The organism is Nocardioides islandensis (assembly GCF_015352455.1).
In the GTDB taxonomy this organism is placed as follows: Bacteria; Actinomycetota; Actinomycetes; order Propionibacteriales; family Nocardioidaceae; genus Nocardioides; species Nocardioides islandensis.
The window spans coordinates 867,453-891,897 of sequence record NZ_JADKPN010000001.1; the positions used below are offsets into that span (position 1 = coordinate 867,453).

The window sequence follows — 24,445 nt, forward strand, 5'->3', positions numbered from 1 at the left end:
CCCGGCCACACCCGGGCAGCGGAGCGTGAGTGTTGGCTCCGGTCGCAGGAACCAACACTCGCGCACCGCCGACCTGGGTCAGCGGACTACTTCGCCTTCGGCAGCGGGTACGCCACGCCGTCCATCGGGGCCGTCGGCGCGATGCCCAGGGCCTTGAGGATGGTCGGCATGATGTCGACCGACCGGACCGGCGCCATCACGTCCCTGCTGCCGAGTCCGGCGCCGGCGAAGACGATCGGGATCTCCTGGGCCGCCCGCTGGATGCCGCCGTGGTCGCCCGCCACGGAGTACGTCGTGTTGTCGGGCAGGGTGGCGACCAGGTCGGGACCGTACGGCGCGGCCTGGGTGTCGACGAGCTCCTGGGCGTGCTTGTCGAACCACTGCTGCTCGGCCTTGGTCGACATCAGGTCGTAGCGGACCGGTGACACCAGCGTGAAGTGGTCACCGTCGTTGCGCCACACGCCGGTCACGTCCGGCATGTCGGCCATGATCGCGGCGGCCTCGGCCTTCGCGGCCGGCGACTGATCGTGCAGCCACACGTTGAGCGAGGAGTCGCTGTAGGAGAAGGCGAGGTTGTCGGTGGCCACCAGCGGCTTGAGCGCGTCCTGCGGCTGGTTGTAGTTGGTCGTGTCGTTCTCGTTCTCGACGTTGCCGTAGTACCAGTTGAAGAAGCCGCAGTCGGGGGTCGTGCACACCGTGCCGTGGAAGTGCGCATCGGAGCTCACGCCGTTCGGCGGGTTCGCCACGGCGACCGAGCCGTGGTCAGCCGTCAGCACCACGAGGGTGTTGTCGAGCTCACCGTCGGCCTCGAGCTTGTCCATGATCCGGCCCACCTGGGCGTCGGCCGTCGCCGCCGCGAAGGGCACGTGCGTGATCGGCTCACCGGCGGCACCCGTCGGGTCCGGGTCGTTGACGCCACCCCACATGTGCGCGGCCTTGTCGACCCCCGGGAGCGTGACGAAGATGCCGCTCCAGTCGTCCTCGTGGTCCATGACGTCCAGCGCCATGTCGGTCGCCCAGATGTCGCCGCCCAGGTGGTCGGGGTTCTTTCCCACGACGTACCGGTTGTCGGAGACCGGGTACATGACCGCCGGCAGCTTGCCGGTGTCGTAGACCTTGCTCCGCTCGACGTAGTAACGGCCGCCGCACGGCGCGCTGATGTAGCTGGGCACGTTGATGCCGCGCGGTCCGCGCCAGCTCGTCGTGTTCGGCGCGGTGCCGCACGTCGCGCTGCCGAAGGTGATGATCGAGCTGGAGCCCGGTCCGCCGAACGCGTACGCCGCGTAGACCTTCGGGCTGATCGTGAAGGTCTTGCCCGTGGCGTCCAGGTAGTCGGCCAGCTTCGGGTAGCCGTAGTGCTCCATGACCGGGAACATCGAGGTGTTGTCCCAGTCGCTGCTGATGTACATCCCGTCGCTGATGCCGTTGGCGGTGTCGCGGTCTCCCAGCACGTGGTCGACGTCGCGGTAGCCCTCCGTCGTCCAGCCGGTGTGCTTGGGCAGCAGGCCCGACGTGATCACGTTGTGCGTCACGACGGTCACCGAGCCGGTGTGGCCCAGGTAGCTCTTGGGCGTGTCGACGTAGTCGGCCATCAGCTTCTTGACGTTCTTCATGTCGTACTTCTCGACGATCTCCTTGCTGAGCGCGTCGATGACGATGATCACGACCTTGGTCGGCTTGGCCGGTGGCCCGGGCACGCCGTTCGGCGCCGCCACCGCACCGGAGTGGGAGCCGGCCGCGGCGACCGCGACGGCGACCCCGGCGCCGAGGACCGCGAGAAGTGGGCGAGTACGACGTGACATGGCGGAACCCCTCCCTGGTACGACCCGCACGCCGCACCGATCCGCGCAACCTAGCCGTGGTACCTCGGCACCGGGAAGGGTCACGGGTACCTAGGGGACTAGAGCAGTCGAGCTAGAGGGCGGGTTCGGTCCAGCCGACCTGGACGACCTCGACGCCACGCTCCCGGGTCCACAGCCGGCCGCGGCCGGGCTGGAGTGGCTGCGGCTTGATCGTCGCGATGAGCACGCCCTCGTCGGGCGACCCCGAGAGCATCAGGCCGGGCATGGCGAGCTCGCGCATCGACTGGAGGACGGACTCGTACGACGCGCGGCCGGCGCCGCCGGAACGTCGCGCGACGACCACGTGCAGGCCGACGTCGCGCGACTGCGCCATCAGCGGCTGGAGCGGCGCGATCGGCGAGGACTGCTGGGTGGACACCAGGTCGTAGTCGTCGATGACGACGTACACCTCGGCGCCCTTCCACCACGACCGCGTGCGCAGCTGGTCGGGGGTGACGTCGGGGCCGGGGATGCGCGACTCGAGGTACGCCGCGAGGTCCTTGATCGTCGGCGTCGCCTGGGTCGCCGAGGTCAGGTAGTTGAGGAGGTAGTCCTCGGGCACCTCGCCCAGCAGCGACCGCCGGTAGTCGACCACGACCAGCTGGGCCTCCTTCGGGGTGCGCGTGCGGACCACCTCGCGCAGGTAGGCGCGCAGGACGGCGCTCTTGCCGGACTGCCCGTCGCCGTACACCAGGAAGTGCGGCTGGCTCTCGGGGTCGAGGCCGACCGGCGCGAGCTCCTTCTCGTTCACGCCGAGGAGCAGCCGCTTGTCCTGGGGAGGCACGGCGGCGACGAGCGCGGACAGGTCCACCCGGTCCGGCAGCAGGCGCAGCTTGGGACCCTGCGGCCCCTTCCAGGCCACGGACACGCGCTTCACCAGGTCCTCCACGCCGTCGCCGAGCGTCTCCGCGCCGGGGACGCCGTCGATGCGCGGGAGGGCGCCGAGGAAGTGCAGCTTGCTGGTGACCAGGCCGCGCCCGGGTCGCCCCACCGGGACGAGGGCCGCGACCCGGCGGTCGATCTCGGAGTCGAGGGGGTCGCCGAGACGCAGCTCGAGGCGGGTGCCGAAGGTGTCGCGCATGGCCGCGCGGAAGTCGGCCCAGCGGCTGCTGGCGACGAGCAGGTGGAAGCCGAACGTCAGGCCGCGGCCCGCCAGCTGCTGGAGCTGCATCTCGACCTCGTCGAAGTCGGCCCGCAGGGTGCTCCAGCCGTCCACCACGAGGTACACGTCGCCGTACCCGTCGTCGGCGCGGCCCTGGCCCCGGCGCGACCGGTAGGTCTCGATGGAGTCGATGCCCTGGGCCCGGAAGTACGCCTCGCGCCGGTCGACGATGCCGGTCACCTCGGCGACGATGCGGCGGACGATGTCGGGCTCCGACCGGGTGCCGATGCCGGCGACGTGCGGCAGGTCGACGAGCGGGGCGAAGGCGCCGCCGCCGAAGTCCATCACGTAGAACTGGGACTCCTGCGGCGTGGTCGTCAGCGCCAGCGAGGTGACGAGGGTGCGCAGCAGCGTGCTCTTGCCGCTGCGCGGCCCGCCGACCACGACCGCGTGGCCCGTCGCGCCGCCGAGGTTGACCGTGAGGGTGTCGCGCCGCTGCTCGCGCGGGCGGTCCACGGTGCCGAGGGGCACCGAGAGACCCCCGAGCTTGCGCCACTGCGGTGACACGAGGCCGAGGACCGGGTCCTCGACGAGGTCGGGCATCAGGTCGTCGAGGGTGTCCGGGACGTCCAGTGGCGGCAGCCAGACCTGGTGCGCCTCGGGGCCGTGGCCCTCCATCCGGTCGACGGCGACGTCGAGGAGCGAGGCCTGCTCGCCCTGCGGCGGCTCGACGACCGGTGGTTCCTGAGGAGCCGAGGTACGAGGCGTCTCGAAGGGCTCCGGCTCGTCGTCCTGGCGCGGCGGCTCGAGGGTCTGCACCTCGGAGATCGTGAACGGCAGGATCCCGCGCACCGTGCCACCGTCCTCGCGACGAGCTCGGGAGCGAGCGGTGGGCGGACCGGAGACGTACGCCGCCTTGAACCTCAGCAGCGTCGACTGGTCCGGCTTCAGGAACCCGAGGCCGGGCACGGGCGGCAGCTCGTAGGCGTCCGGCACGCCGAGCACGCCCCGCGACTCCGCGGCACTGAAGGTGCGCAGGCCGACGCGGTAGGAGAGGTGCGACTCGAGGCCGCGCAGCCGGCCCTCCTCGAGACGCTGGGAGGCGAGCAGCAGGTGCAGTCCGAGCGAGCGGCCGAGCCGGCCGATGGCGACGAACAGGTCGATGAACTCCGGCTTGGCCGTCAGCATCTCGGAGAACTCGTCGACCACGATGAAAAGGGACGGCAGCGGCGCGAGTGGCTCGCCGGCGACCCGGGCCTTCTCGTAGTCGCGGATCGACGCGTAGTTGCCCGACTCGCGCAGCAGCTCCTGCCGTCGCACCATCTCGCCGGAGAGCGCGTCCTGCATGCGGTCGACGAGCGTGAGCTCCTGGGCGAGGTTCGTGATGACCGCCGAGACGTGCGGCATCTCCGCCATCCCGGCGAACGTCGCGCCGCCCTTGAAGTCGACGAGCACCATGTTGAGCTGCTCGGGGGAGTGGGTCAGCGCCAGCCCGAGCACCAGCGTGCGCAGGAACTCCGACTTGCCGGAGCCCGTCGCGCCGATCACCAGGCCGTGCGGGCCCATGCCCTGCTGGGCGGACTCCTTGATGTCGAGGTTGACCACGCTGCCGCCGTCGCCCAGGCCGATCGGCACGCGCAGCCGGTCACGAGCCGGCCGGTTGCGCCAGGCCAGCACCGGGTCGAAGGCGTGCACGTCGCCGAGGCCGAGCAGGTCCATGAAGTCCATCGGTCCGGAGATCTCGCCGCTGCCGGTCTCGGAGACCCCGGCCGTCACGACGTGCAGCGGGGTCAGCCGCCGGGCGAAGGCCTCGGCCGTCGCCTGGTCGCACTGGTCGGCGAGCGCCTTCACGGGTGCCTCGCGCAGTCGCAGGGCGCTGATGGGCAGGCGCCCCTCGTCGATCGGTACGTCGGACTCGAAGAGCAGCCGCAGGCACGACGCGTCGTCCATCTCGTCCCAGCGCGCGGGCAGGTCCAGCACCGTCACGCCGTGCAGCCCGTCGGGAGGTACGACGTGGTTGCCGGGCGGCAGAGCGCCGCCGTCGACCACGAACAAGAGGTGAGGGGTCGCCGGCCGCTCGTCGGCGCCGAAGCGGGGCCGCTCGCTGAGGTCGGGCGGCAGCAGACCGGCCAGGTCGTTCAGCGACGTCGACACCATGCGCATCGGCCCGACGGCGTCGCTCTGCTGGGAGGACAGCGCGTGCGGCAGCCACTTCATCCAGTCCCAGTGGGCGAGGTTCTGCTCGGAGGTGAGCACCGCGATCTCGAGGTTGCCGGGCGACTGGAACGCCGCGGCGCTGCAGATCATCGCGCGCGCCAGCGACCGGGCCTCGTCCTCGGGGCCGCACAGCTCGATGCGGTCGAAGGCCCGCAGGTCGATCGAGGCCGGCAGGTTCGGCAGCAGCCGGTGCACGACCAGCAGCCGGTGGAGGGCCGACGCCGCGGCCGGGTCGACCTGGTCGACGACCGTCGTCTCCGGGGCGACCAGCTCGAGCGCCAGCGGCTGGGAGCAGAGGCCGTACCTCACGTGCAGGAAGCTCGCGTCGGAGGAGTGGTGCTCCCACACCCGCGACCGCTCCTCGGCGAGGGCGGGCAGCGCGGACGGCGCGGGGTGCATCCAGGTGAGCGCCCGACGCTGCTGGTCGGCCGCCTCGCGGGCCACCTTGCGGATGTTGGCGAGGTACCGGAGGTACTCCGTCCGCGACCCCGTCACCTGCTGGGTGCGCTGCTTGCGCTGCCGGTCGATCTGCACGACGACGAAGCCGACCGTGGCGAACAGGAACATGCCCGCCGCGAGGTAGCTGCGGCCGCCTCCGGCCGCACCGCCGATGCTGGCGACCAGCACGATCGAGCCGAGGCTGCCGAGCATCGGGATGGCGTTCATGAGCACGCCGCCGGCGCCCTCGTGCTGCTCGAGCTGCGGCGGCGCCTGGAGGACGATCTCGCCCGTGGGCATCTCCGGCTGGTCCAGCCGCCCGCCCCGAAGCGTCGTGCTCACGCTGCCTCCTGCCACCTGCCCGGATCAGTCGCTCGATGATAGGCGCGAGGGCGGACTACCCTGCCCCGCATGGCAGGTCACCTCGGGGGTGCCGGTAGTCGTGCGGGGCGTCGCGGCGACCAGAGCCTCGCGCTGACCGTCCACGGGCCCCTCGGTTCGATCGACCTCCTCGTGCCTGCCGGTGCCGTCGCGACCGACGTCGCCCGCGAGTACGCCGCGCAGGCCGGCCTGCCCGCGATCCCGCTCATCTACACCGAGCTCGGCGAGCCGCTGGCGGCCGACGAGCTCCTCGTCGACCACGGCGTCGACAGCGGCGACCTGCTCGTCGCCAGCACGACCGTCCACCGCCCCCCTCGCGATTCGTCGGTGAGGACGACGCGGCGCGGACCCGGAGGATCGCTGACGAGTCGCGCGGAGGCGGGTCCGATCTCGGTGCTCGTCCTCTCGCTGGCCGCCGCGGTCGCGGTGCTCGCCGGCTGGTTCGCCGCGCGCTCCGCCTCCGACCGGCTGCACGACGTGGCGGTCGACGTGCTGCTCGTGGGCGCCTTCCTCGGCGTGCTGCCGATCGGCGCCTACCGGCACGTCCGGGCCCTGGCCGCGCCCGCGTTCGCCGGGGCCGCGGCGTTCGCACTCCTGGCCGAGACCGACCCGGAGAAGCTGCCGCTGGTGCTCGGCATCACCGGGCTGGCGGCGGCGGTGGCGGCCGCGGTCGCCCGAGCACTGGACGCCGGCACCGACGCGGCGGCGCGGGTCTGGATGGCGACCGGGGGCGGGCTCTTCGTGCTCACCTCACTGGCGACCCTGGCCGACCTCCCGCCCCGGGTCACCTGGTCGCTGCTGCTGGTGCTGGCGATGCTGGCTGCCCGCGTGGTGCCCGGCCTGGCGGTCGACGTCCCCGACAGCTTCCTCATCGACATGGACCGGCTGGCCATCACGGCCTGGTCCGCGCGCGAGAGGCCGAGGAGCCGGCGTGGCCGCGTCGTCGTACCCGAGGCCGCCGTCGTCGCGGTGGCGGCCCGCGGCTCGGCGATCATCACCGCGTCGGCCGCTGCCGTGCTCGCCGTCTCGGCCGTGGCATCTCCGCTGTTGCTCGAGGCCGCCGACCTGCCCATCGACCGGGTCGGCGCACGGGTGCTCGTGCTCCTGTGCGGCGCCGGGCTGCTGCTCAGTGCGCGCAGCTACCGGCACACGGCGGCCCGTCAGCTGCTGAGGATGGCGGGCCTGTTCTCCTGGGTGGCGCTCGCACGGGCCGTCGTGCCGGTGCTGACCGACGGCCAGTGGCTGGGCGTCGCGGTCGCCGCGGTCGCGCTCGCCGTGCTCCTCGTCCTCGTGGCGGTGGCGACCGGCCGCGGCTGGCGGTCGGCCTGGTGGTCGCGCCGGGCCGAGGTCGCCGAGGGCGTCGTGGGCTCGTTCGCCATCGCCGCCGTGGTCGTCGCGGCGGGCTTCTTCCGCATCCTGTGGGAATCCACCTCGTGATGCCGAAAGCCGGAAGCGGCCTGTGGGAAACCGACTTCCAGGTTTAGCCGCATCGGGCACGGGTAGGTACGCGTTGTCCCGATCGACCGGGAACCAGGAACACCAGCTCGGGCAGCCACCGGGTCGCTCGGGAGAACAGAGGAGGAGCCCATGGCAGGCGACGACCCCAGGGTCATGGACATCGATCACGATGGCATCGTCCGGATCGGTGAGCGCATCAACTTCGCGCAGAGCGAGTTCAAGAAGAAGGCCGGCGAGCTGCAGACCCAGCTGGGCAACATGCACCGCGACTGGCAGGGCGACGGCGGCGGCGCCTTCGGCAAGCTGATGATCGAGTGGCAGGACCGCCAGAAGACCATCACCGACCTGCTCCAGCGCTTCGAGGACTCCCTCACCACCACGCAGAAGACGTCGGTGGAGCAGGACTCGACGCAGGCGGCGAACATGTTCGCCCTCAACAAGAACCTCAACCAGTAGCCGTCGGCTGACTTCGAGAAAGAGAGAACTCCGACATGATTTCCGTCAACCACAAGGCGCTGGAGATCGCGGCCCAGGACATGGTCGCCAAGGCCCGCGAGATCAAGGGCGTCCTCGACTCCCTCGACCAGGACATCCGCAACGACGTGATGGCGTGGGGCGGCCAGGCGAAGGCCTCCTACATCCCCGCCAAGACGCAGTGGGACGAGTCGCTGACGCAGATGATCAACCACCTGCAGGACGCCGCGACCGGTGTCGGCAACGCGAACGTCGAGTACCACAAGACCGACGCCAACAACGCCGGGCTCTTCCAGGACATCCCGAAGGCCTGAGCACCCACAGCCCTCCTGGGACCGGTAGTGCACTGCCGGTCCCAGTCGGCACGAGACACCCAGCACGAGGAGCACACCCGATGGGATTCCTGGACTTCGGCGCCCTGATCACCAAGATCGCGGCAGCGGCCAAGAACGACGGCATCGAGCTGTCCCAGGACGAGATCGACAAGGCGGTCAAGAAGCTCAAGACCGCCCAGGACTTCCTCGACGAGCACGGCCTCCAGCAGGACGAGTCGGCCGAGGGCCGCTTCGGCACCTCCCCGCTGGGCCAGACGATGAGCCACCAGCACCGCCGGGTCTACGGGATCATGGCGCGCTCGCTCGACAACGTGTCGCAGGACCTCGGCCAGTTCGCCGACGGCATCGACACCGCGGCCAAGCGGATCACCTCGACCGACGGCACCATCGGCGACGAGATGCTGCTGAAGGCGCTGACGATCCAGGCCCACAACACGCACCTGAACACCTACGACCCGCACAACGACGGGGACGGCCAGCACCACGGGGGTGAGACCCATGGCGGGTAAGGAAGAGCAGCGACTGCGCCACCTGATCGCCGGCGCCAGCCTCGACGGCGCGATCGACGACGAGCTCGACGAGTGGCGGAAGGCCAAGGAGAAGCTGCGCGAGGTCGGCGAGGCCCTGATCGCGGTCTCCACCCCGGTCAGCGAGAACCTCCCCGAGAAGACCGTCACCTCCGCGCTCGAGGCGTTCAAGGCGGTCGGCGAGAAGGTCAACCAGCGCGCCGACGACATCGAGGCCATCCACTCCGCGCTGCAGCACGCCGTCACCGTCACCCGCAACGCCCAGGCCGCGGTGTCCGAGCTGGACGGCGACCAGCGTGACAAGCCCGAGTTCCCGCCGAGCAAGCCCGGCGACGACGAGGCCGACCAGATGCGCGACCTCAAGGTCTACTCAGGGCAGATGAACCTCTACAACTCGTGGGCCGACGCCCGCGAGACCAAGTCGCAGCAGCACGCCGACAAGGTCGAGACCGCGTGGAAGGACGCCATCGCGGTCATGGAGAAGGTGCCCGACGACCAGGTCGGCGGAGGCGGTCCCGGCGGCGGCGGAGGCTCGAGCACCGGGCCGATCATGCCGACCGGCGGCACGCCCTCGACCTCGAGCGGCACGCCCACGACGCCCGGTGTGCCACCGCACGTCCCGCCGGAGACCCCGCACCCGCACCCCCACCCGACGCCGACTCCCACGCCGACTCCGACCCCCACCCCGACGCCGACGCCGACCCCGACGCCACACATCCCGACGCCGACACCGGTGGCTCCGGGGGGCGGTGGCTACCATCCGGGCCACGTCGGACCCGGCGGCGGCCTCGCCCCGCACCCGAGCGGGACGCCGTACGCCGCGCCGGGCGCGACCACGCCCATCGGTGACCTGGCCCCGACCCCCGCGGTCTCGGCGGGCTCCTTGAGCGGGATGGCCGTCGGCGGCGTCGCCGGCGCGGGCATCCTCGGCGGTCTCGGCGCCGGCGCTCGCGCGGCCGGGATGGCCGGCGCGACCGGCGGCCTGCGCAGCGGCGGCATCCTCGGTGCTTCCGGCCGGACGGCCGGGTCGGCCCGAGGCGCGCTCGGGACCGCCGGCTCGCGCGGCTCGATGGCCGGCGGCGCGGCCTCCGGCGGCACCGGCCGCGGCGGCTCGCGCGGCGCGGCCGGCCGACGCGGTGCCGGTGGGACCGGAGCCGGTGGCTCGGGCCGCGGCAAGGACAAGGACAAGAAGAAGCGCACGCCCGCGACGGTCGAGCTGTTCGACGAGGACCGGGACTGGATCGACGACGAGGGCGCGAGCTCGGGAGTGATTGACTGACGCCGATGACCCAGGCCCCCTTGAGCTCGCCAGGCGGCGTCGGCGCCTCCGGGCTCGTCCGGGTGACCGTCGCCTCGGGGACCCGTCGCGTCGACCTGGTGCTCCCCGGCGCCGTCCCCGTCGCCGAGCTGGTGCCCGAGCTGGCGCGCAGCGTCGGGCTGCTGGACGCGACCACCGTGTACGGCGGGTACCGCCTCGTCACCGTGGACGGACGCGAGCTCACCCCCGACGCGGGCCTGACCATCCAGGGCGTCGAGGACGGCGGGGTCATCACGGTGACCGCCGGTGTCGCCGACCCGAGCCCTCGCGTGTACGACGACGTGGTCGAGGCGATGGCCGACGTCGTCGAGAGGGACCTCAAGCCGTGGTCACCCGAGACGGGGCGGCGTACGGCGCTCTGTGCCGCCGGCCTGCTGATGGCCCTCGGTGCCCTGGCGCTGCTCATCCAGCACGAGTCGACCGTGGCGGTGGCCGCGGCCGGCCTGGTCGCGCTGGCGCTCGTCGTCGGCGCGATCGTGCTGTCGCGCGGTCAGGACGAGGCGGATGCCGCGGTCGCGGTGGCGTGGATGGGCGCCGGGTATGCCGCGGTGGCCGGTCTCATGTGGGCCTGGGACGACCCCTTCTTCGGGTACCCCGTCGCCGCGGCCGGGGGCGCGGCCCTGGTCGCCGGGGTGGTCGCCCTCGTCGGCCTCGGCGAGGGCCGCACGCTGGTGATCCCTCCGGTCGTGGTGGGCGCGGTCTTCGTCGCCGCCGGACTGGCCACCGCGCAGCTCGACCTCGACCCCGCCGTCGTCCTGGTCTGCACGCTCGTGTTCGTCGTGCTCGTGGGCAGCGTCTTCCCGTGGCTGGCGCTCGGCGCCACCGGCACCAACGTCGACCAGCTGTTCACCGTCGCGGACATCACCGCCGACCCCGACGACATCGACCCCGAGCAGATCGGCGCCGACGCACGCACCGCCCACGAGATCCTCGTCGGGGTCTCGGCGACGGTCGGCCTGCTGCTCGTCCTGGTCGCGCCGCTGGCCGTGTCGACCGGCGTCGCCGGCACCGTGCTGGCGGTGATGGCGTGCCTGGTCGTCATGCTGCGGACGCGGCAGTACCGCACCGGCACCGAGGTGCTGGTCGGCCTGGTCTCCGGCGTGCTCGGCCTGCTGTCCGTGGGCGTCGCGATGCTGTGGCTGCACCCCGACTGGCGCCCCGTCGCAGCCGTGGCGCTGGCGGCGACCGGTGCCCTGTTGCTGGCGGCGACGCTGCTGCCGGCCTCGCCGTCGGTACGCCGCGGACGGCTCGGCGACGTCGCCGAGACGATCGCCCTGCTCTCGCTGCTCCCCCTGCTGGTCGTCGCGACCGGCCTGCTGGACGCCGTCGGCTAGGGACGGGCGGTGGCCACCAAGCGCGACCTCGTCGAGGCGCACCAGTTCAGCCGGCGTCGTCTGGTCACGGCGTTCGTGTCCGGCGCGCCGGGCGGCCGCGAGGTCGAGCCGGCCAGGCCCGGCCGCGCGCTGGTCGGCGGCCTGGCGCTGGCGCTGCTCGTCGTCGCCGGCGGCGCGGTGACCGGCCTGATCTTCGGCCGCGACGAGGCGGACTGGAAGCAGCCGGGCCTGGTGATCTCCAAGGACCGCGGCCAGCCGTACCTCGTCAGCACGCCCGAGGGCGGCGGCCTGGTCATCCGGCCGGTCGTCAACATCACCTCGGCCCGCTTGATCCTGGGCGCCGACGCCGACCCGACGTACGTCTCGGAGAAGGCCATCAACGCCGAGCGCATCGGCGAGCCGATCGGCATCCTCGACGCGCCGGCGCAGGTGCCCGACACCTCCGAGCTCGTCGAGACCGGCTGGACCGCCTGCACGTCGGTCGGCACCGGTCTGCGGCTGCGGCTGGCCTCGCCGCCGGGTGTGGCCACGGCGCCGGACTCCGGGTTCCTGGTGGAGAGCCAGGGCACGAGGTACGTCGTCGCGCAGGCCGCGACCAGCGGGGGCGAGCAGCCGAGTGCCTACACGTTCGCGCTGCCCCGCGACCCGGGCGCCCAGGACAACATGCTGCGCGACCTGGGCCTGAGCGTCGGGGCCGACGCCATGAAGGTGTCGGCCGACTGGCTGCGCCTCTGGCCCGTGGGCGGTGCGCTGGCCTGGGAGACGTTCGGCATCGACGGCGCCGGTCAGCCGGCGCCGTACGCCGGCGGCTCGACGGGCATCCCGGCGAGGGCCCGCGTCGGCGACATCGTGACCACGCCGGGCGAGAGCGTGGTGCTCGCCCCGAAGGGTCCGGTGCCCCTGGACGCGTTCTCGCTGGCGGTGCTGCGCAACTCCGAGATCGACGGCCGGCCGGTGCAGGAGCTCACGGCCGACCGGATCGGCGTCGCCCGGCTGGTCCCGAACCGGGAGGCGCACTGGCCGCAGCAGACGCTCACCCAGGTGCGCGGCGACTACTGCGCCGAGCTGTCCGCGACCGCGGGGCAGGTGCCGGTGGTGGCGCTCGGTGTGCGGCCGACCGCCGACGCGTCCTCGCGCGACGTACCGGCTCAGCAGCGGGCGGTGTCCGTGAGCGCCGGCGGCGGGGCCTACGTGCTGTCGGGCGCGTGGACGAGCACCGACGACGGGTCGCCGTTCCTGGTCGACGCCAACGGCGTGAGCTACCCGCTGGTCGGCGCGGACGCGGCGGACAACCTCGGGTACGCGGGGTACGACGCGCCGGTGGTCCCGGACTCCTGGGTCAAGCTGTTCGACCCCGGCGTGAACCTCTCCGTCGCCGACGCCCTCTGCCCGCCGGTCCGGCCGAACGGCAAGGCGTGCCGATGAGAGTCGGCCCCATGAGAGTCGGCCCATGAGGGTCGACCGGTGACCCGAGTGCTCGTGGCGGCCGGTGTGGTCGCCTCGGTGCTGGCCGTCCCGTCCCCGGCGGGGGCGCTGGACAGCGTGCTGTGCGAGAGCGTCGGCGACGACGTGGTCACCACGAGCGACCCGAGCCTGCCGCTGGACCGGCTCGGCATCCCCGATGCGCAGGCTCTGGTGGGCGGCATCGCGCGCTCGGGTGCCGGCGTGAACGTCGCGGTGCTCGACTCCGGCGTCTCCCGACAGGGCGGGGGCGTCCCGGTCGTCGGCGGCACGGCGATCTCGCGCGGCGGCGAGATCCAGGACCCGCACGGCACCGCAGTGGCGGCGCTCATCGCGGGTGCCCCGCGGCCCGACTCCGCCGGTGGACCGGTCGGCGTCGCGCCCGCGGCCGGGATCCTGGACGTCCGGGTGTACGACACGACCGACGAGGCGTCGCTCGACGGCGAGCCGCCGTCGTCCGCCGCCCTGGCGGCCGGACTGCGCTGGGTGGCCGCACATGCGAGTGCCGACGGCATCCGGATCGCGAACGTGTCGATGTCGGTCGCGCCATCCGGCGAGCTGGCGTCCGCGGTGGCGGCCGTCCGAGCGGCCGGGGTCGTGGTGGTCGCCGAGACCGGCAACCGGGGGGCGACCGGGCCGATGGAGGCACACCCGTCGGCGGTGCCCGGCGAGGACGTGGCGAAGGACGTCTACCCGGCGGGGTACGACGGAGTGGTCGGCGTGAACGCCACCGGCGGTGGTGCACCCGAGGGGACCGACCCGTTGGTCAACGTGGCCGCGAGCTCGGCCACCGACGTCGCGGCGCCGACGTACGGCTCGGTCGTGCTGGCCGTCAACGGCAGCACCTGCACGCTCCAGGACATCAGCTCCGGCTGGGCGGCCGCCGAGGTGAGCGGGGTGCTGGCGCTGCTGTGGTCGCGGTACCCGAAGGACACCGCGGACGAGGTCGTGGCGCGGCTGGTGAACACCGCCTCCGGCACGACCGACGACCCGACGAAGCTCACCGGCGCCGGAGTCGTCCAGCCGCTCGAGGCGCTGACGCGGCCACTCGTCCCCGGCGCGGACGGGCGGGTGTCCGACACCCGCTCCGCCCGCGACGAGAACCCCCGTGCTCGTGCCCCCGAACCGGAGGTCGACACGCTGGCCTCCCTCCGTCACACGGCCCTGTGGACCGCGATCCTGGGCGGCGCCGCGCTGGTGCTGGCCCTGATGCTGCGGCCGGTGCTGGCCCGGCGCCGCGACTGAGGCGTCCTGCCTCAGGAGTCGACGGTGGCGTACGAGTCGGCCGCCTTGCTGTCGAACTCGTAGCCGACGAACGCCGTGTCGCCGATGACCCAGGCGTCGTGCCCGGGCTCGAGGACGTAGGTGTCGCCGGGGCCGAGCTCCATGGTCTCGTCGCCGTGCGAGACGCCGATGCGGCCGGCGTGCACGACACCCACGTGGTGGACCTCGCAGAGCTCGGTGCCCACCACGGGCTTGATCGCCTCGGACCAGCGCCAGCCGGGCTGCAGGGTGAGCCGTGCCGACGAGATGCCGTTCCCGAGATGGACGACGTCGACCGTGGAGAGCGGCGGCGTACGCCTCTCGTCCGGCTCGTCGTAGGACCGCTTGATGAGGGCGGCGTGCTGAGTGTCCATCTCTCCTCCAGGTGTTTCTTCGGATGGGTCGATGCTGGCACCGGCCGTCGCCGCGCGGGAGGCCCAATCCTTACGGGCTGCTGTCGCCCGACGGCCGGGTGCCGCGGTATCCGCGGCGCAGCAGCGGAACCGAGCGGATTTCGCGGCGGGGACCGAGTGATCCGCAGTGCGGATCAGCCGGTGGGGAGTCTGGAATGGCGGAGGATAGGGGATTCGAACCCCTGAGGGCTGTTAACCCAACCCGCTTTCCAAGCGAGCGCCATAGGCCACTAGGCGAATCCTCCGCGCAGGAGGCTACCGGGGGCTTCGCCGAGCGGTGAAATCGCCCGCCGGCAGCTGGGTCGGGTGCCCCACGACGCGCTCTGGCGCGTCCTCAGGCACCCGACCCGACGCCTGGCCGGCCGATTGGTGGCGTACGAACCGCTCACCTAGACTCCTCGGCAACCCCCCATGTGGCGGCATCATGCCGAACTCCCCCAGGGCCGGAAGGCAGCAAGGGTAGGCGCGCTCTGCCGGGTACGTGGGGGGCCTTTTCATGTCCGGGGGTCTTGGGGTCGCGATACCCGCTCGAGCGGGTATCCCGGACGTTCGGCGTCGTTGCAACGACGCCAAAGCGGCAGGAACGACGCCGAAGTTCGGCCCCCTCACGCTTGTCGGCGGCGCTGGTTAGGGTTCAGGGGTGGAGTCGCCCCTTGCCCTGTACCGGCGCTACCGGCCGGAGACCTTCACGGAGGTCATCGGGCAGGACCACGTCACCGAGCCGCTGCGGGCGGCGCTGGCGGCCAACCGGGTGAACCACGCCTACCTGTTCTCCGGGCCCCGCGGCTGCGGCAAGACCACCAGCGCGCGGATCCTCGCCCGCACGCTCAACTGCGAGCAGGCGCCGGTGGCCGACCCGTGCGGCGAGTGCCAGTCCTGCCGGGAGCTGGCGCGCGGCGGGCCGGGCAGCCTCGACGTGATCGAGATCGACGCGGCATCGCACAACGGTGTGGACGACGCGCGCGACCTGCGGGAGAAGGCCTTCTTCGCGCCGGTCCGCGACCGCTACAAGGTCTACATCGTCGACGAGGCGCACATGGTCACGCCGCAGGCCTTCAACGCCCTCCTCAAGCTGGTCGAGGAGCCGCCGCCGCACCTGCGGTTCGTGTTCGCCACCACCGAGCCCGACAAGGTGCTCGCGACGATCCGCTCGCGCACCCACCACTACCCGTTCCGGCTGATCCCGCCGCGGCTGCTCTCCACGTACCTCACCGACCTCTGCGCCAAGGAGGGTGTCACGATCGAGCCGGCCGCGCTGCCGCTGGTCGTGCGCGCCGGTGCCGGGTCGGCGCGGGACACCCTCAGCGTGCTCGACCAGCTGATGGGCGGCGCCGGTCCCGAGGGCGTCACCTACGCGCTGGCCTCCGGACTCCTCGGCTACACCCCCGACGCGCTGCTCGACGACGTGATGGAGGCGTTCGCGGCCGGTGACGGGGCGTCGGTGTTCGCGGTCGTCGACCGGGTCATCGAGACGGGCCAGGACCCGCGCCGGTTCGCCGAGGACCTGCTGCGCCGGCTGCGCGACCTGGTGATCATCTCCGCGGTCCCCGACGCCCCGGCCACCGGCCTCATCGACGTGGCCGAGGACGCCGGCGAGCGGCTGGTCGCGCAGGCCGCCCGGTTCGGGGCGGCCGAGCTCAGCCGCGCGGCCGACCTGGTCGCCACCGGCCTCACCGAGATGCGTGGCGCCACGGCACCTCGCCTGCTGCTCGAGCTGATCTGCGCACGCGTGCTGCTGCCCGGCGCCGACGGCCACGACGGCGTGATGGCCCGCCTCGAGCGCCTCGAGCGTCGCGTCGCCATCGGCGGAGCACCGGCCGCGAGCACGCCGCCCGCACCGGCGGTCGTCCCGGCGCCGGAGCCGACGCCCGCACCGGCGCCGGTTCCCGAGCCCACACCCGTCCCGGATCCCGAGCCGTCCCCGGCTCCGTCTCCGATGCCGGATCCCGAGCCCGTGCCCGCACCGGAGCCCGCCGGTGCGCTCGCGCTGGTCGACGTACGCCGCCTGTGGCCCGACATCGTGGAGGCCGTGAAGGCCCGGCGCCGGCTGACCTGGATCCACCTCACCCAGCACGCCCAGGTGGTGGCGGTCGACAGCGTCACGCTCACCCTCGGGTTCAGCAACGCCGGGGCGCGGGAGTCGTTCGACGGCGGCGGCAGCGCGGAGATCGTCCGGCAGGCGGCCATCGACGTGGTCGGCAGCGACTGGAAGGTCGAGACGATCGTCGACCCCGGCGCCCAGCCGGCGCAGGCTCCGCCACCGGCCGCCCCGGCTCCCGATCCCGAGCCGACCGTCGCCGTCGAGCCGCCGCAGACCGATCCCACGGCCGCGACCAGGGCCCGCGAGGCGATCCAGCAGACGCGGGCGCCAGGGAGCGACACCACCGGTGACCCGCGCGCCGCGGCCGACGCCGAGGCCCATCCCGACGACGATGACATCGACGCCTCCGGTCTCGCCGGTGCCGAGCTCCTCCAGCAACAGCTCGGCGCCGAGGTGATCGAGGAAATCAAGCACCACTAACACCGGAAGGCCCGGACATGACCCAGGAGAACAACCCCTTCGACGCCCTCGGCGGCGGAGGCTTCGACATGAACGCCCTGCTCCAGCAGGCCCAGCAGATGCAGGAGCGGCTGGAGGACGCCCAGACCCAGCTCGCCGAGACGACGGTCGAGGGCTCGGTCGGCGGCGGGGCGGTCTCGGTGACGGTCAACGGCGTCGGCGAGCTCGTCGGCGTCTCGATCAAGGAGGGCGGCTTCGACGGCAGCAGCGCCGACGACCTGGCCGACCTCGGCGACCTGATCGTCGCGGCCTACCGCGACGCCAAGGGCCGCGCCGACCAGCTCGCCAGCCAGACCCTCGGCCCGCTGGCCGGTGGCATGCCCGGACTGGGCGGCTAGCCGACCCCGATGTACGAAGGCATCATCCAGGACCTCATCGACGAGCTCGGCCAGCTGCCGGGCGTGGGTCCCAAGAGCGCGCAGCGGATCGCGTTCCACCTGCTGCAGTCGGACCCGGTCGACGTACGCCGCCTCGCCGAGGTCCTGGTCGAGGTCAAGGCCCGCGTGAAGTTCTGCACCATCTGCTTCAACGTCTCCGAGGACGACCAGTGCCGCATCTGTCGCGACCCGCGGCGCGACCAGACAGTGCTGTGCGTGGTGGAGGAGTACAAGGACGTGGTGGCCATCGAGCGCACCCGCGAGTTCAAGGGTCGCTACCACGTGCTGGGCGGCGCGATCTCGCCGATCGACGGCGTCGGACCCGACCAGCTGCGCATCCGCGAGCTGATGGTCCGGCTCGCCGACGGCGCCATCACCGAGGTCATCTTGGCCACCGACCCCAACCTGGAGGGTGAGGCGACGGCCACGTACCTCACCCGTATGCTCAGGGAGTTCGGGCTGCGGATCACCCGTCTGGCCAGCGGCCTCCCGGTCGGTGGCGACCTGGAGTACGCCGACGAGGTGACCCTCGGACGGGCTTTTGCGGGAAGGCGCTCTGCTGAATGAAGGGAGCAGGAGTGACCGAGGACGAGCTCCTCGAGGCGGTCGAGGACATCGAGGCCATCGAGACCCTCGACAGCACCACCGAGGACTTCGCGGCGTCGATCGCCGACTCCGTGGAGAGCTTCCTGATCGCGCTGCGCGCGGCGTCGCGCGAGCAGGACGGCGGGACGGTGATCTCGCTGCTGCTGCTCGAGATCAGCCAGGTGCTCCTGGCCGGTGCCCGGCTCGGCGCGCAGGTCGACTTCGAGCCGCGCTCGGAGTACCAGCCCGACGTCGGTCCCGAGTCCGACCTCGACGACATGCGGCTGCGGCTGGCCACCCTGTTCGGCGGCGTGGACACCTACAGCCTGGTGTTCGACCCCTACGACCCCGAGGTCGTCGACAGCAGCCTGTCCGACGACCTGACGAGTATCGCCTCCGACCTCGAGAACGGCCTGCGCCACTACCGCTCGGGTGACGTCGACGAGGCGCTGTGGTGGTGGCAGTTCTCCTACGTCTCCTCGTGGGGCAACCTCGCCGGCGCCCTGCTCAACGCGCTGCTCTCGGTCGTCGCCCACGACCGCCTCGACACCGACGTGGCCGACGTCGACGCCGAGCAGGTCGCCGCGGCGGATGAGATGTTGGCCGAGCCGGTCGACGAGGCTCGTTAGACTCAGGGTTCGCCGTCCCGCGCAACGACGCGCCGGACGCGCCCCACCAGCAGATCGATCGGCACGAGGACAGATACCCGTGGGCATTGTCGTGCAGAAGTACGGCGGCTCGTCGGTGGCCGACGCGACCGGCATCAAGCGGGTCGCCCAGCGCATCGTGAACACCAAGCGCGCCGGCCACGACGTGGTCGTGGTCGTCTCCGCGATGGGGGACACCACCGACGAGCTCCGCGACCTCGCCGAGCAGGTGACGCCGCTGCCGCCGCCGCGCGAGCTCGACATGCTGCTCACCGCCGGTGAGCGGATCTCCATGGCGCTGCTGGCGATGGCGATCGCCCAGCTCGGCCACCAGGCGCGGTCGTTCACCGGCTCGCAGGCCGGCGTGATCACCGACTCCGCCCACGGGCGGGCGAAGATCATCGACATCACGCCGGGCCGGATCGTGAAGGCGCTCGAGGACGGCTCGATCGCGATCGTGGCCGGGTTCCAGGGTGTCTCGCAGGACACCAAGGACATCACCACGCTCGGTCGTGGTGCCTCCGACACCACCGCGGTCGCGCTGGCCGCGGCTCTCGGCGCCGAGGTGTGCGAGATCTACAGCGACGTCGACGGTGTCTTCACCGCCGACCCGCGCATCGTGCCGACGGCCCGCAAGCTCGACCGCGTCTCCCACGAAGAGATGCTCGAGATGGCCGCGTCCGGGGCGAAGATCCTGCACCTGCGCTGCGTCGAGTACGCCCGCCGCTACGGCATCCCCGTCCACGTCCGGTCCTCCTTCTCCACCAAGGAGGGGACCTGGGTCGTGGCCGATCCCACGGAAGGCACGGACATGGAACAGGCCATCATCGCCGGCGTCGCGCACGACCGGAGCGAGGCCAAGATCACCGTCGTCGGCGTCCCCGACAAGGTCGGTGAGGCCGCGCGCATCTTCGAGGCGCTGGCCGCCGGCGAGGTCAACATCGACATGGTCGTCCAGAACATCTCGGCGGCCGCCACCGGCCTCACCGACATCTCGTTCACGCTGCCCCGCGAGGACGGCCAGACCGCGATGGGCGCACTCGCACGCATCCAGGACGAGGTCGGCTACGACAAGCTCCTGTACGACGACCAGATCGGCAAGGTGTCCCTCATCGGCGCCGGCATGCGGTCCCACCCGGGCATCACGGCCCGGTTCTTCGCGGCGCTGGCGTCGGCCGGCGTGAACATCGAGATGATCTCCACCTCGGAGATCCGCATCTCGGTCATCGTCGACGAGGCGCAGGTGGACTCCGCGGTCCAGGCCACGCACTCGGCGTTCGACCTGGACGCCGACGAGGTCGAGGCCGTCGTGTACGGCGGTACCGGCAGATGACCTCCATCGGAGTCGTCGGCGCCACCGGGCAGGTGGGCGTCGCGATGCGCCAGATCCTCCTCGAGCGGGGCTTCCCCGCCGACGAGGTCCGCTTCTTCGCCTCGGCCCGCTCGGCCGGGACCGTGCTGCCCTTCGGCGACCGGGAGGTCGTGGTCGAGGACGCCGCGACCGCCGACCCGAGCGGCCTGGACGTCGCGCTCTTCTCGGCCGGTGCGACCACCTCGCGGGCGCTGGCCCCGGTGTTCGCCGCGGCCGGGGCGATCGTGGTCGACAACTCCTCGGCGTTCCGGATGGACCCCGACGTCCCGCTGGTCGTCTCCGAGGTCAACCCGCACGCGATCGCGCGAGCCATGACCGGGGCCCGCAAGGGGATCATCGCCAACCCGAACTGCACCACCATGGCCGCGATGCCGGTGCTCAAGCCGCTGCACGACGAGGCGGGGCTGGTGCGCCTGGTCGCCGCGACCTACCAGGCCGTCTCCGGCTCCGGGGTCGCCGGCGTCGAGGAGCTGGCCTCCCAGGTGGCTGCGGCCGGTGACAAGGCCCGCGAGCTGGCCTACGACGGCGAGGCGGTCGCGTTCCCGGAGCCGGCCACGTACGTCCGGACGATCGCCTACAACGTCGTCCCGCTGGCCGGCTCGATCGTCGACGACGGCCTCGACGAGACCGACGAGGAGAAGAAGCTCCGCAACGAGTCGCGCAAGATCCTGGAGATCCCGGACCTCCGGGTGTCCGGCATCTGCGTGCGGGTGCCGGTGTTCACCGGCCACTCGCTGGCGATCAACGCCGAGTTCGAGCGGCCGCTGACCGTCGCCCGGGCCAAGGAGCTGCTCGCGGGTGCGCCCGGCGTCGAGCTCTCCGACGTACCGAACCCCCTGCAGGCCGCCGGCAAGGACCCGTCGTACGTCGGCCGGATCCGGCAGGACCCCGGCGTGGACGACGACCGTGGGCTCGCCCTCTTCGTCAGCAACGACAACCTGCGCAAGGGCGCGGCGCTCAACACCGTGCAGATCGCCGAGCTGGTCGTCGCGGGGCGCTGATCCTCAGCGCGGCCGGTCGCCGGGCTCGGTGAAGCTCGACGTCACCCACTGCGAGACCCCGAACGCCAGCGCGGTCACGACGGCGAGCACGCCGGCACTGGTCGTGCTCTCGAGGTCCTTGACGAAGAGCAGCGCGACCACGGCCACGACGGCCATCGCCAAGAACGACGTGCTGCCCGCATCGGGCACCCCCAGGATCCCGAGGAGCGCACGTCCGGCGAGCACCACGACCACGAAGATCGCCAGCAGCACCACGACCCCGAGCCCTCCGCACGACGACGTGCCCCGCAGGCTGGAGCAGCCGCGAAGCGTCAGCCACACCAGTCCGACGGTGACCAGGCCGACCACGGCGCCGGTCAGGATCGCGGCCGGCAGCGGGGACAGCAGCGGTCCGCGCGGGGGGCGAGGGGCCTCGACGGGCCCGGCGGGTGGTTCCGGCTCGGGTGGCTTCGAGACGGGACTGCGTCCCTGCTCGACCAGGGCGGGACCTCGTCGCTCCTCGACCACCGGGGCGGGCGCGTCATCCTCGGCCACCGGCCGCTTCTTGCGCCGGAACAGCGACGGCAGCTCGAGTGACGGCTCGTCCGGCATGCCCAGCAGTGTCCCACGGCGCCGCGCGGACGTGCCCGGGATGGACGTCCGCGCGGCGCCTCTGAGGCCCCCGCGGCAAACCTGCGGTGTGAGAGGTGGATCAGTACGGCGTGGTGCGCGCCAGGGTCAGAGCCCGGTTCATGTCGAACGGCGACGCCTGGTTGTAGAGCCACGGACGGCCGAACCACATGTAGGCGTCGACGTACCGGGCCGCGAGCCGGCGGTCGTGCGGGTTCAGGCCCCACTTCGGGTCGGCGACGTCCACGGTCGGCGGGATGCCGAGCGTGACGCAGTGCTTGTCGCTGGTCGAGGTGCACGCCCGCGCGTTGTCGAAGTTCGGGCCGTTGTACTTGTAGCCCTTGAACGGCTTGCCGTTGGACGCGGTGTTGATCACGCCGTACTTGTCGGGGATCCCGCGCTTGGCCAGCGCCTGCGAGACCTCGGCGGCGTACCGGACCTGACGCTCGGTGGAGTCGTAGTGCGTGCTGTTCAGCGCGAAACCGCGGGCCCACCGGATGCCCATCGGGAACAGCATGCGCACCGCCTTCTGCGGGTCGTCACGGTTCCAGTCGGCCGCACCGGCGTCGATGTAGACGCTGGTGTTGGGCAGGGCGCTGAGCATCCGGACGGCGTACCGGATCATGTGCGCCGGCAGGTTCGAGCCGCCGGGGGCGCACAGGGCGAACGGTCCGTCCGGCTGCATGATCACGGCCATGTGGGCGTCGCCGACACCGGCGACGAAGCCGTCGATCCACTTCTTGTACGACGCCTGCTCGGCCGCCGAGGGAAGGCGTGTGCAGGCCTCGCCCTCCCAGGGGTCCATGCGGAAGATCGAGGTCTGGACGAGCACGTCGGGGTCGCCGCCGGTGGTCAGCTCGATGTACTTCCGGACGCGGTCGGTGATGTCGTTGTCGGACTGCCAGTGGCCGAACCACGTGGCCTTCGGGCGCTGCACGATCTTGTCCAGCAGGTTCTGCTGGTCGGGGCTGGCGACGACGTAGGGCAGCCAGGCCATCTCGGCCAAGCCCTGGTACACGCCCCACCCGCGGACGAGCGGGTTGCCGGGAGTCCCGACGTACGTCGTCTGGGTGGTCGGCGAGTAGACCGGCGGGTCGTAGTTCTCGTTGTCCGGTCCGCGCTGCTGGGTCGAGTGGGACGAGGGCGCGGCCGTCCGCGTGTCCGCCTGCGCGCCACTGGTCGTCGCGGCGAGAGCGAGGCTCATCACCGCGGCCGTGGCGGCCACAGGGGTGCGTAGAGCTCGGAGGGTGCGCATCGGGTTGGACTCCTGCTGGTGGAGCTGGGCTGGAAGTTCCCCCCAAGACGTCCCCCCGGACATCTGGTTGGCAGGAGTCTGCGATGCGTGGGCGGCCCACATGACGGGTTCCGCGAAACCTTGACCATCGGTCTGGACTGGATCAGACCAGTTGGCCCGGAGACGAGCGACGCCCCGCCGGATCGGCGGGGCGTCGATGGTGGGACGGGCGAGACGGGTGGGGCTCGCCCCGCGCTCACTTGAGGGGCACGACGTTGTCGATGAAGTTGTAGTAGGGGAGCTCGTTCCCGTTCTCGTCCAGGACGGTGTACAGAGGCAGCGCGCAGACCCAGCCGTCGTTGTTGCCCTTCGCGTCGACTGCGTTGTCCACGGCGTAGGGCTCAGTGGCGACGTCGAAGAGAGCGAAGCGCGGGTTGCCGGTGGGGCACCCGCCGGTGGCAGGCGTGGCGTGGGAGGGTGCCGCGAGGAGGACGAGGCCGGCCGCCACGGCCAGGCTCGGGACGATGATGCGCATGTTCGGCTCCTACGGGTGTGGGTATCTGACCCACCCACGCTGGCAGCCGAGGCAGCGGCGGGACATTAGCCGATGCGCGAAGAGCCGCCCGTGACGAGAAGGGCCGCTGACGTGCGGTTGGTGACCCCCAGCTTGCGGTAGGCGTTCTCCAGGTGCTTGCGCACCGTGTGGATCGTCACGTAGAGCTCCTCGGCGACCTCACGGTTCGATGCGCCGGTCGCCACCAGGGTCAGTACCCGTCGTTCGGCCGCCGAGAGCGAGTGGGCCGAGCCGGGCTGGGCCGACTCCCTGACCAGGCGGCGGATGGCTGGCTCCACCATCCTCAGCAGGGAGACCTCATCCACGGTGAAGTGGTGGTGCCGGCGGTCGTAGGAGATCTGTGTCACCGTGCCCGACCGATTGCGGAACCCGAGCCGAACCATGTCGGTGAGCTCGTAGTCGCTCGCCTCGCGCAGCGAGACGGGCAACGCGGCGTCGTGCTGGAGGCCCGTATACAACGGCCCGTCGCACAGCTGCGGGTCGCGCTGCTCGTAGGGCAGCACGCGCTCCCAGAGGCACCAACCCGTCTCGTCGGCCTCGCAGAGGTCGAAGCTGTCGCAGCCGATCAGGTCTGCCAGGGCGTCGACCGCCGCCGACGGCAGCCCAGGTCCCGGCTCCGGCTCCGCCATGAGGAGGCGCCGGACTGCGGACTGAGTGCTGTGGTGCAGGACCGTCGTCATCGCGCTACCCCCCGCGTTCGATGAGCCATTGTCATCCTTCGCGGGTCGTTGCGGCAGGTCTTCGAGCCCCGACATCACAACAGCCGGACCTGCCGCTCGCAGGTCCGGCTGTCGCGCATCTCTTGAAAGATCACACGGTCGGGCTGACAGGATTTGAACCTGCGGCCTCCTCGTCCCGAACGAGGCGCGCTACCAAACTGCGCCACAGCCCGATGCGGACCGGCCGGTCGAGCCGGTTCCAGGT

General features: G+C 72.0%; 21 protein-coding genes, 2 tRNA genes and 1 other RNA gene. 15 read left to right on the forward strand and 9 right to left on the reverse strand.

Features of this window, described 5'->3' with window-relative positions; all coding sequences use genetic code 11:
* Positions 1-86 precede the first annotated feature (86 nt).
* Both ISU07_RS04225 and eccCa read right to left on the reverse strand, forming a co-directional pair.
* Positions 87-1,802 (reverse strand): alkaline phosphatase family protein, encoded by a 1,716-nt coding sequence (locus ISU07_RS04225; RefSeq protein WP_194705453.1) that lies wholly within the window; start codon positions 1,800-1,802, stop codon positions 87-89.
* Positions 1,803-1,914: 112 nt separating this feature from the next.
* Positions 1,915-5,940 (reverse strand): type VII secretion protein EccCa, encoded by a 4,026-nt coding sequence (eccCa, locus tag ISU07_RS04230; protein ID WP_323742421.1) that lies wholly within the window; start codon positions 5,938-5,940, stop codon positions 1,915-1,917.
* A 69-nt stretch (positions 5,941-6,009) separates the two neighbouring features.
* Here eccCa and ISU07_RS04235 point away from each other — a divergent pair, with 69 nt between their 5' ends.
* The 8 genes from ISU07_RS04235 to ISU07_RS04270 all read left to right on the forward strand — a co-directional run bounded on the left by ISU07_RS04235 (position 6,010) and on the right by ISU07_RS04270 (position 14,131).
* Positions 6,010-7,416, forward strand: a complete 1,407-nt coding sequence (locus ISU07_RS04235) for a hypothetical protein (RefSeq protein WP_194705454.1) — start codon at positions 6,010-6,012, stop codon at positions 7,414-7,416.
* Between the two features lie 150 nt (positions 7,417-7,566).
* On the forward strand, positions 7,567-7,893 hold the full coding sequence (locus tag ISU07_RS04240; RefSeq protein ID WP_194705455.1) for a WXG100 family type VII secretion target: 327 nt from the start codon (positions 7,567-7,569) through the stop codon (positions 7,891-7,893).
* A 35-nt stretch (positions 7,894-7,928) separates the two neighbouring features.
* Positions 7,929-8,225 carry a WXG100 family type VII secretion target gene (locus ISU07_RS04245; RefSeq protein ID WP_194705456.1) on the forward strand — a complete coding sequence of 99 codons (297 nt, stop codon included), beginning with the start codon at positions 7,929-7,931 and terminating at the stop codon, positions 8,223-8,225.
* 80 nt (positions 8,226-8,305) lie between these two features.
* Positions 8,306-8,755, forward strand: coding sequence for a hypothetical protein (locus ISU07_RS04250; protein ID WP_194705457.1), 450 nt, complete (start codon positions 8,306-8,308; stop codon positions 8,753-8,755).
* Positions 8,745-10,052 carry a hypothetical protein gene (locus tag ISU07_RS04255; protein ID WP_194705458.1) on the forward strand — a complete coding sequence of 436 codons (1,308 nt, stop codon included), beginning with the start codon at positions 8,745-8,747 and terminating at the stop codon, positions 10,050-10,052. The genes ISU07_RS04250 and ISU07_RS04255 overlap by 11 nt, the downstream gene beginning before the upstream one ends.
* A gap of 5 nt (positions 10,053-10,057) precedes the next feature.
* Positions 10,058-11,425: a type VII secretion integral membrane protein EccD gene (eccD, locus tag ISU07_RS04260; protein ID WP_194705459.1), complete on the forward strand. Its 1,368-nt coding sequence runs from the start codon at positions 10,058-10,060 to the stop codon at positions 11,423-11,425.
* A 9-nt stretch (positions 11,426-11,434) separates the two neighbouring features.
* A complete protein-coding gene (eccB, locus tag ISU07_RS04265) occupies positions 11,435-12,850 on the forward strand; it encodes a type VII secretion protein EccB (protein ID WP_194705460.1) in 1,416 nt (471 codons plus the stop codon).
* A 39-nt stretch (positions 12,851-12,889) separates the two neighbouring features.
* The gene (locus ISU07_RS04270; RefSeq protein WP_194705461.1) at positions 12,890-14,131 is read left to right on the forward strand and encodes a S8 family serine peptidase; all 1,242 of its coding nucleotides are present in this window, start codon (positions 12,890-12,892) and stop codon (positions 14,129-14,131) included.
* An 11-nt stretch (positions 14,132-14,142) separates the two neighbouring features.
* Here the strand turns inward: ISU07_RS04270 and ISU07_RS04275 are convergent, their stop codons facing one another.
* Together ISU07_RS04275 and ISU07_RS04280 are read right to left on the reverse strand one after the other, a co-directional pair.
* Positions 14,143-14,523 (reverse strand): cupin domain-containing protein, encoded by a 381-nt coding sequence (locus tag ISU07_RS04275; RefSeq protein WP_194705462.1) that lies wholly within the window; start codon positions 14,521-14,523, stop codon positions 14,143-14,145.
* Positions 14,524-14,718: 195 nt separating this feature from the next.
* Positions 14,719-14,807, reverse strand: a tRNA-Ser gene (locus tag ISU07_RS04280).
* Between the two features lie 158 nt (positions 14,808-14,965).
* On the opposite strand from ISU07_RS04280, the gene ffs reads away from it, so the two are divergent.
* The 7 genes from ffs (at position 14,966) to ISU07_RS04315 (ending at position 21,104) form a co-directional block, all read left to right on the forward strand.
* An RNA gene (ffs, locus tag ISU07_RS04285) (signal recognition particle sRNA small type) lies at positions 14,966-15,056 on the forward strand.
* A 146-nt stretch (positions 15,057-15,202) separates the two neighbouring features.
* Positions 15,203-17,083 carry a DNA polymerase III subunit gamma and tau gene (locus tag ISU07_RS04290; RefSeq protein WP_194705463.1) on the forward strand — a complete coding sequence of 627 codons (1,881 nt, stop codon included), beginning with the start codon at positions 15,203-15,205 and terminating at the stop codon, positions 17,081-17,083.
* A gap of 17 nt (positions 17,084-17,100) precedes the next feature.
* Entirely contained in the window at positions 17,101-17,460 is a 360-nt protein-coding gene (locus ISU07_RS04295; RefSeq protein ID WP_194705464.1) for a YbaB/EbfC family nucleoid-associated protein, read from the forward strand.
* 9 nt (positions 17,461-17,469) lie between these two features.
* On the forward strand, positions 17,470-18,066 hold the full coding sequence (recR, locus tag ISU07_RS04300) for a recombination mediator RecR (RefSeq protein WP_194705465.1): 597 nt from the start codon (positions 17,470-17,472) through the stop codon (positions 18,064-18,066).
* An 11-nt stretch (positions 18,067-18,077) separates the two neighbouring features.
* Positions 18,078-18,713: a DUF5063 domain-containing protein gene (locus ISU07_RS04305; protein WP_323742422.1), complete on the forward strand. Its 636-nt coding sequence runs from the start codon at positions 18,078-18,080 to the stop codon at positions 18,711-18,713.
* Between the two features lie 79 nt (positions 18,714-18,792).
* Positions 18,793-20,064 (forward strand): aspartate kinase, encoded by a 1,272-nt coding sequence (locus ISU07_RS04310; RefSeq protein WP_194705467.1) that lies wholly within the window; start codon positions 18,793-18,795, stop codon positions 20,062-20,064.
* The gene (locus ISU07_RS04315) at positions 20,061-21,104 is read left to right on the forward strand and encodes an aspartate-semialdehyde dehydrogenase (protein WP_194705468.1); all 1,044 of its coding nucleotides are present in this window, start codon (positions 20,061-20,063) and stop codon (positions 21,102-21,104) included. Before ISU07_RS04310 ends, ISU07_RS04315 begins: the two co-directional genes overlap by 4 nt.
* Positions 21,105-21,107: 3 nt before the next feature.
* Here the strand turns inward: ISU07_RS04315 and ISU07_RS04320 are convergent, their stop codons facing one another.
* The 5 genes from ISU07_RS04320 to ISU07_RS04340 form a co-directional block, all read right to left on the reverse strand.
* Positions 21,108-21,695, reverse strand: coding sequence for a hypothetical protein (locus ISU07_RS04320; RefSeq protein ID WP_194705469.1), 588 nt, complete (start codon positions 21,693-21,695; stop codon positions 21,108-21,110).
* A 100-nt stretch (positions 21,696-21,795) separates the two neighbouring features.
* A complete protein-coding gene (locus ISU07_RS04325; protein ID WP_194705470.1) occupies positions 21,796-22,938 on the reverse strand; it encodes a glycoside hydrolase family 6 protein in 1,143 nt (380 codons plus the stop codon).
* A 265-nt stretch (positions 22,939-23,203) separates the two neighbouring features.
* Positions 23,204-23,482: a hypothetical protein gene (locus tag ISU07_RS04330; RefSeq protein ID WP_194705471.1), complete on the reverse strand. Its 279-nt coding sequence runs from the start codon at positions 23,480-23,482 to the stop codon at positions 23,204-23,206.
* Positions 23,483-23,547: 65 nt separating this feature from the next.
* Positions 23,548-24,201: a response regulator transcription factor gene (locus tag ISU07_RS04335; protein WP_194705472.1), complete on the reverse strand. Its 654-nt coding sequence runs from the start codon at positions 24,199-24,201 to the stop codon at positions 23,548-23,550.
* A gap of 138 nt (positions 24,202-24,339) precedes the next feature.
* Positions 24,340-24,413 (reverse strand) — tRNA-Pro (locus ISU07_RS04340).
* Positions 24,414-24,445: the final 32 nt, after the last annotated feature.

Bases quoted from the DNA above. Each gene is read 5' to 3' on its own strand.
- ISU07_RS04275 (WP_194705462.1), bottom strand. From the start codon at position 14,523: ATGGACACTCAGCACGCCGCCCTCATCAAGCGGTCCTACGACGAGCCG.
- eccD (WP_194705459.1), top strand. From the start codon at position 10,058: ATGACCCAGGCCCCCTTGAGCTCGCCAGGCGGCGTCGGCGCCTCCGGG.
- ISU07_RS04320 (WP_194705469.1), bottom strand. From the start codon at position 21,695: ATGCCGGACGAGCCGTCACTCGAGCTGCCGTCGCTGTTCCGGCGCAAG.
- ISU07_RS04330 (WP_194705471.1), bottom strand. From the start codon at position 23,482: ATGCGCATCATCGTCCCGAGCCTGGCCGTGGCGGCCGGCCTCGTCCTC.
- ISU07_RS04245 (WP_194705456.1), top strand. From the start codon at position 7,929: ATGATTTCCGTCAACCACAAGGCGCTGGAGATCGCGGCCCAGGACATG.
- recR (WP_194705465.1), top strand. From the start codon at position 17,470: ATGTACGAAGGCATCATCCAGGACCTCATCGACGAGCTCGGCCAGCTG.
- ISU07_RS04250 (WP_194705457.1), top strand. From the start codon at position 8,306: ATGGGATTCCTGGACTTCGGCGCCCTGATCACCAAGATCGCGGCAGCG.
- ISU07_RS04315 (WP_194705468.1), top strand. From the start codon at position 20,061: ATGACCTCCATCGGAGTCGTCGGCGCCACCGGGCAGGTGGGCGTCGCG.
- ISU07_RS04225 (WP_194705453.1), bottom strand. From the start codon at position 1,802: ATGTCACGTCGTACTCGCCCACTTCTCGCGGTCCTCGGCGCCGGGGTC.
- ISU07_RS04295 (WP_194705464.1), top strand. From the start codon at position 17,101: ATGACCCAGGAGAACAACCCCTTCGACGCCCTCGGCGGCGGAGGCTTC.
- ISU07_RS04240 (WP_194705455.1), top strand. From the start codon at position 7,567: ATGGCAGGCGACGACCCCAGGGTCATGGACATCGATCACGATGGCATC.
- ISU07_RS04255 (WP_194705458.1), top strand. From the start codon at position 8,745: ATGGCGGGTAAGGAAGAGCAGCGACTGCGCCACCTGATCGCCGGCGCC.
- ISU07_RS04335 (WP_194705472.1), bottom strand. From the start codon at position 24,201: ATGACGACGGTCCTGCACCACAGCACTCAGTCCGCAGTCCGGCGCCTC.
- ISU07_RS04235 (WP_194705454.1), top strand. From the start codon at position 6,010: ATGGCAGGTCACCTCGGGGGTGCCGGTAGTCGTGCGGGGCGTCGCGGC.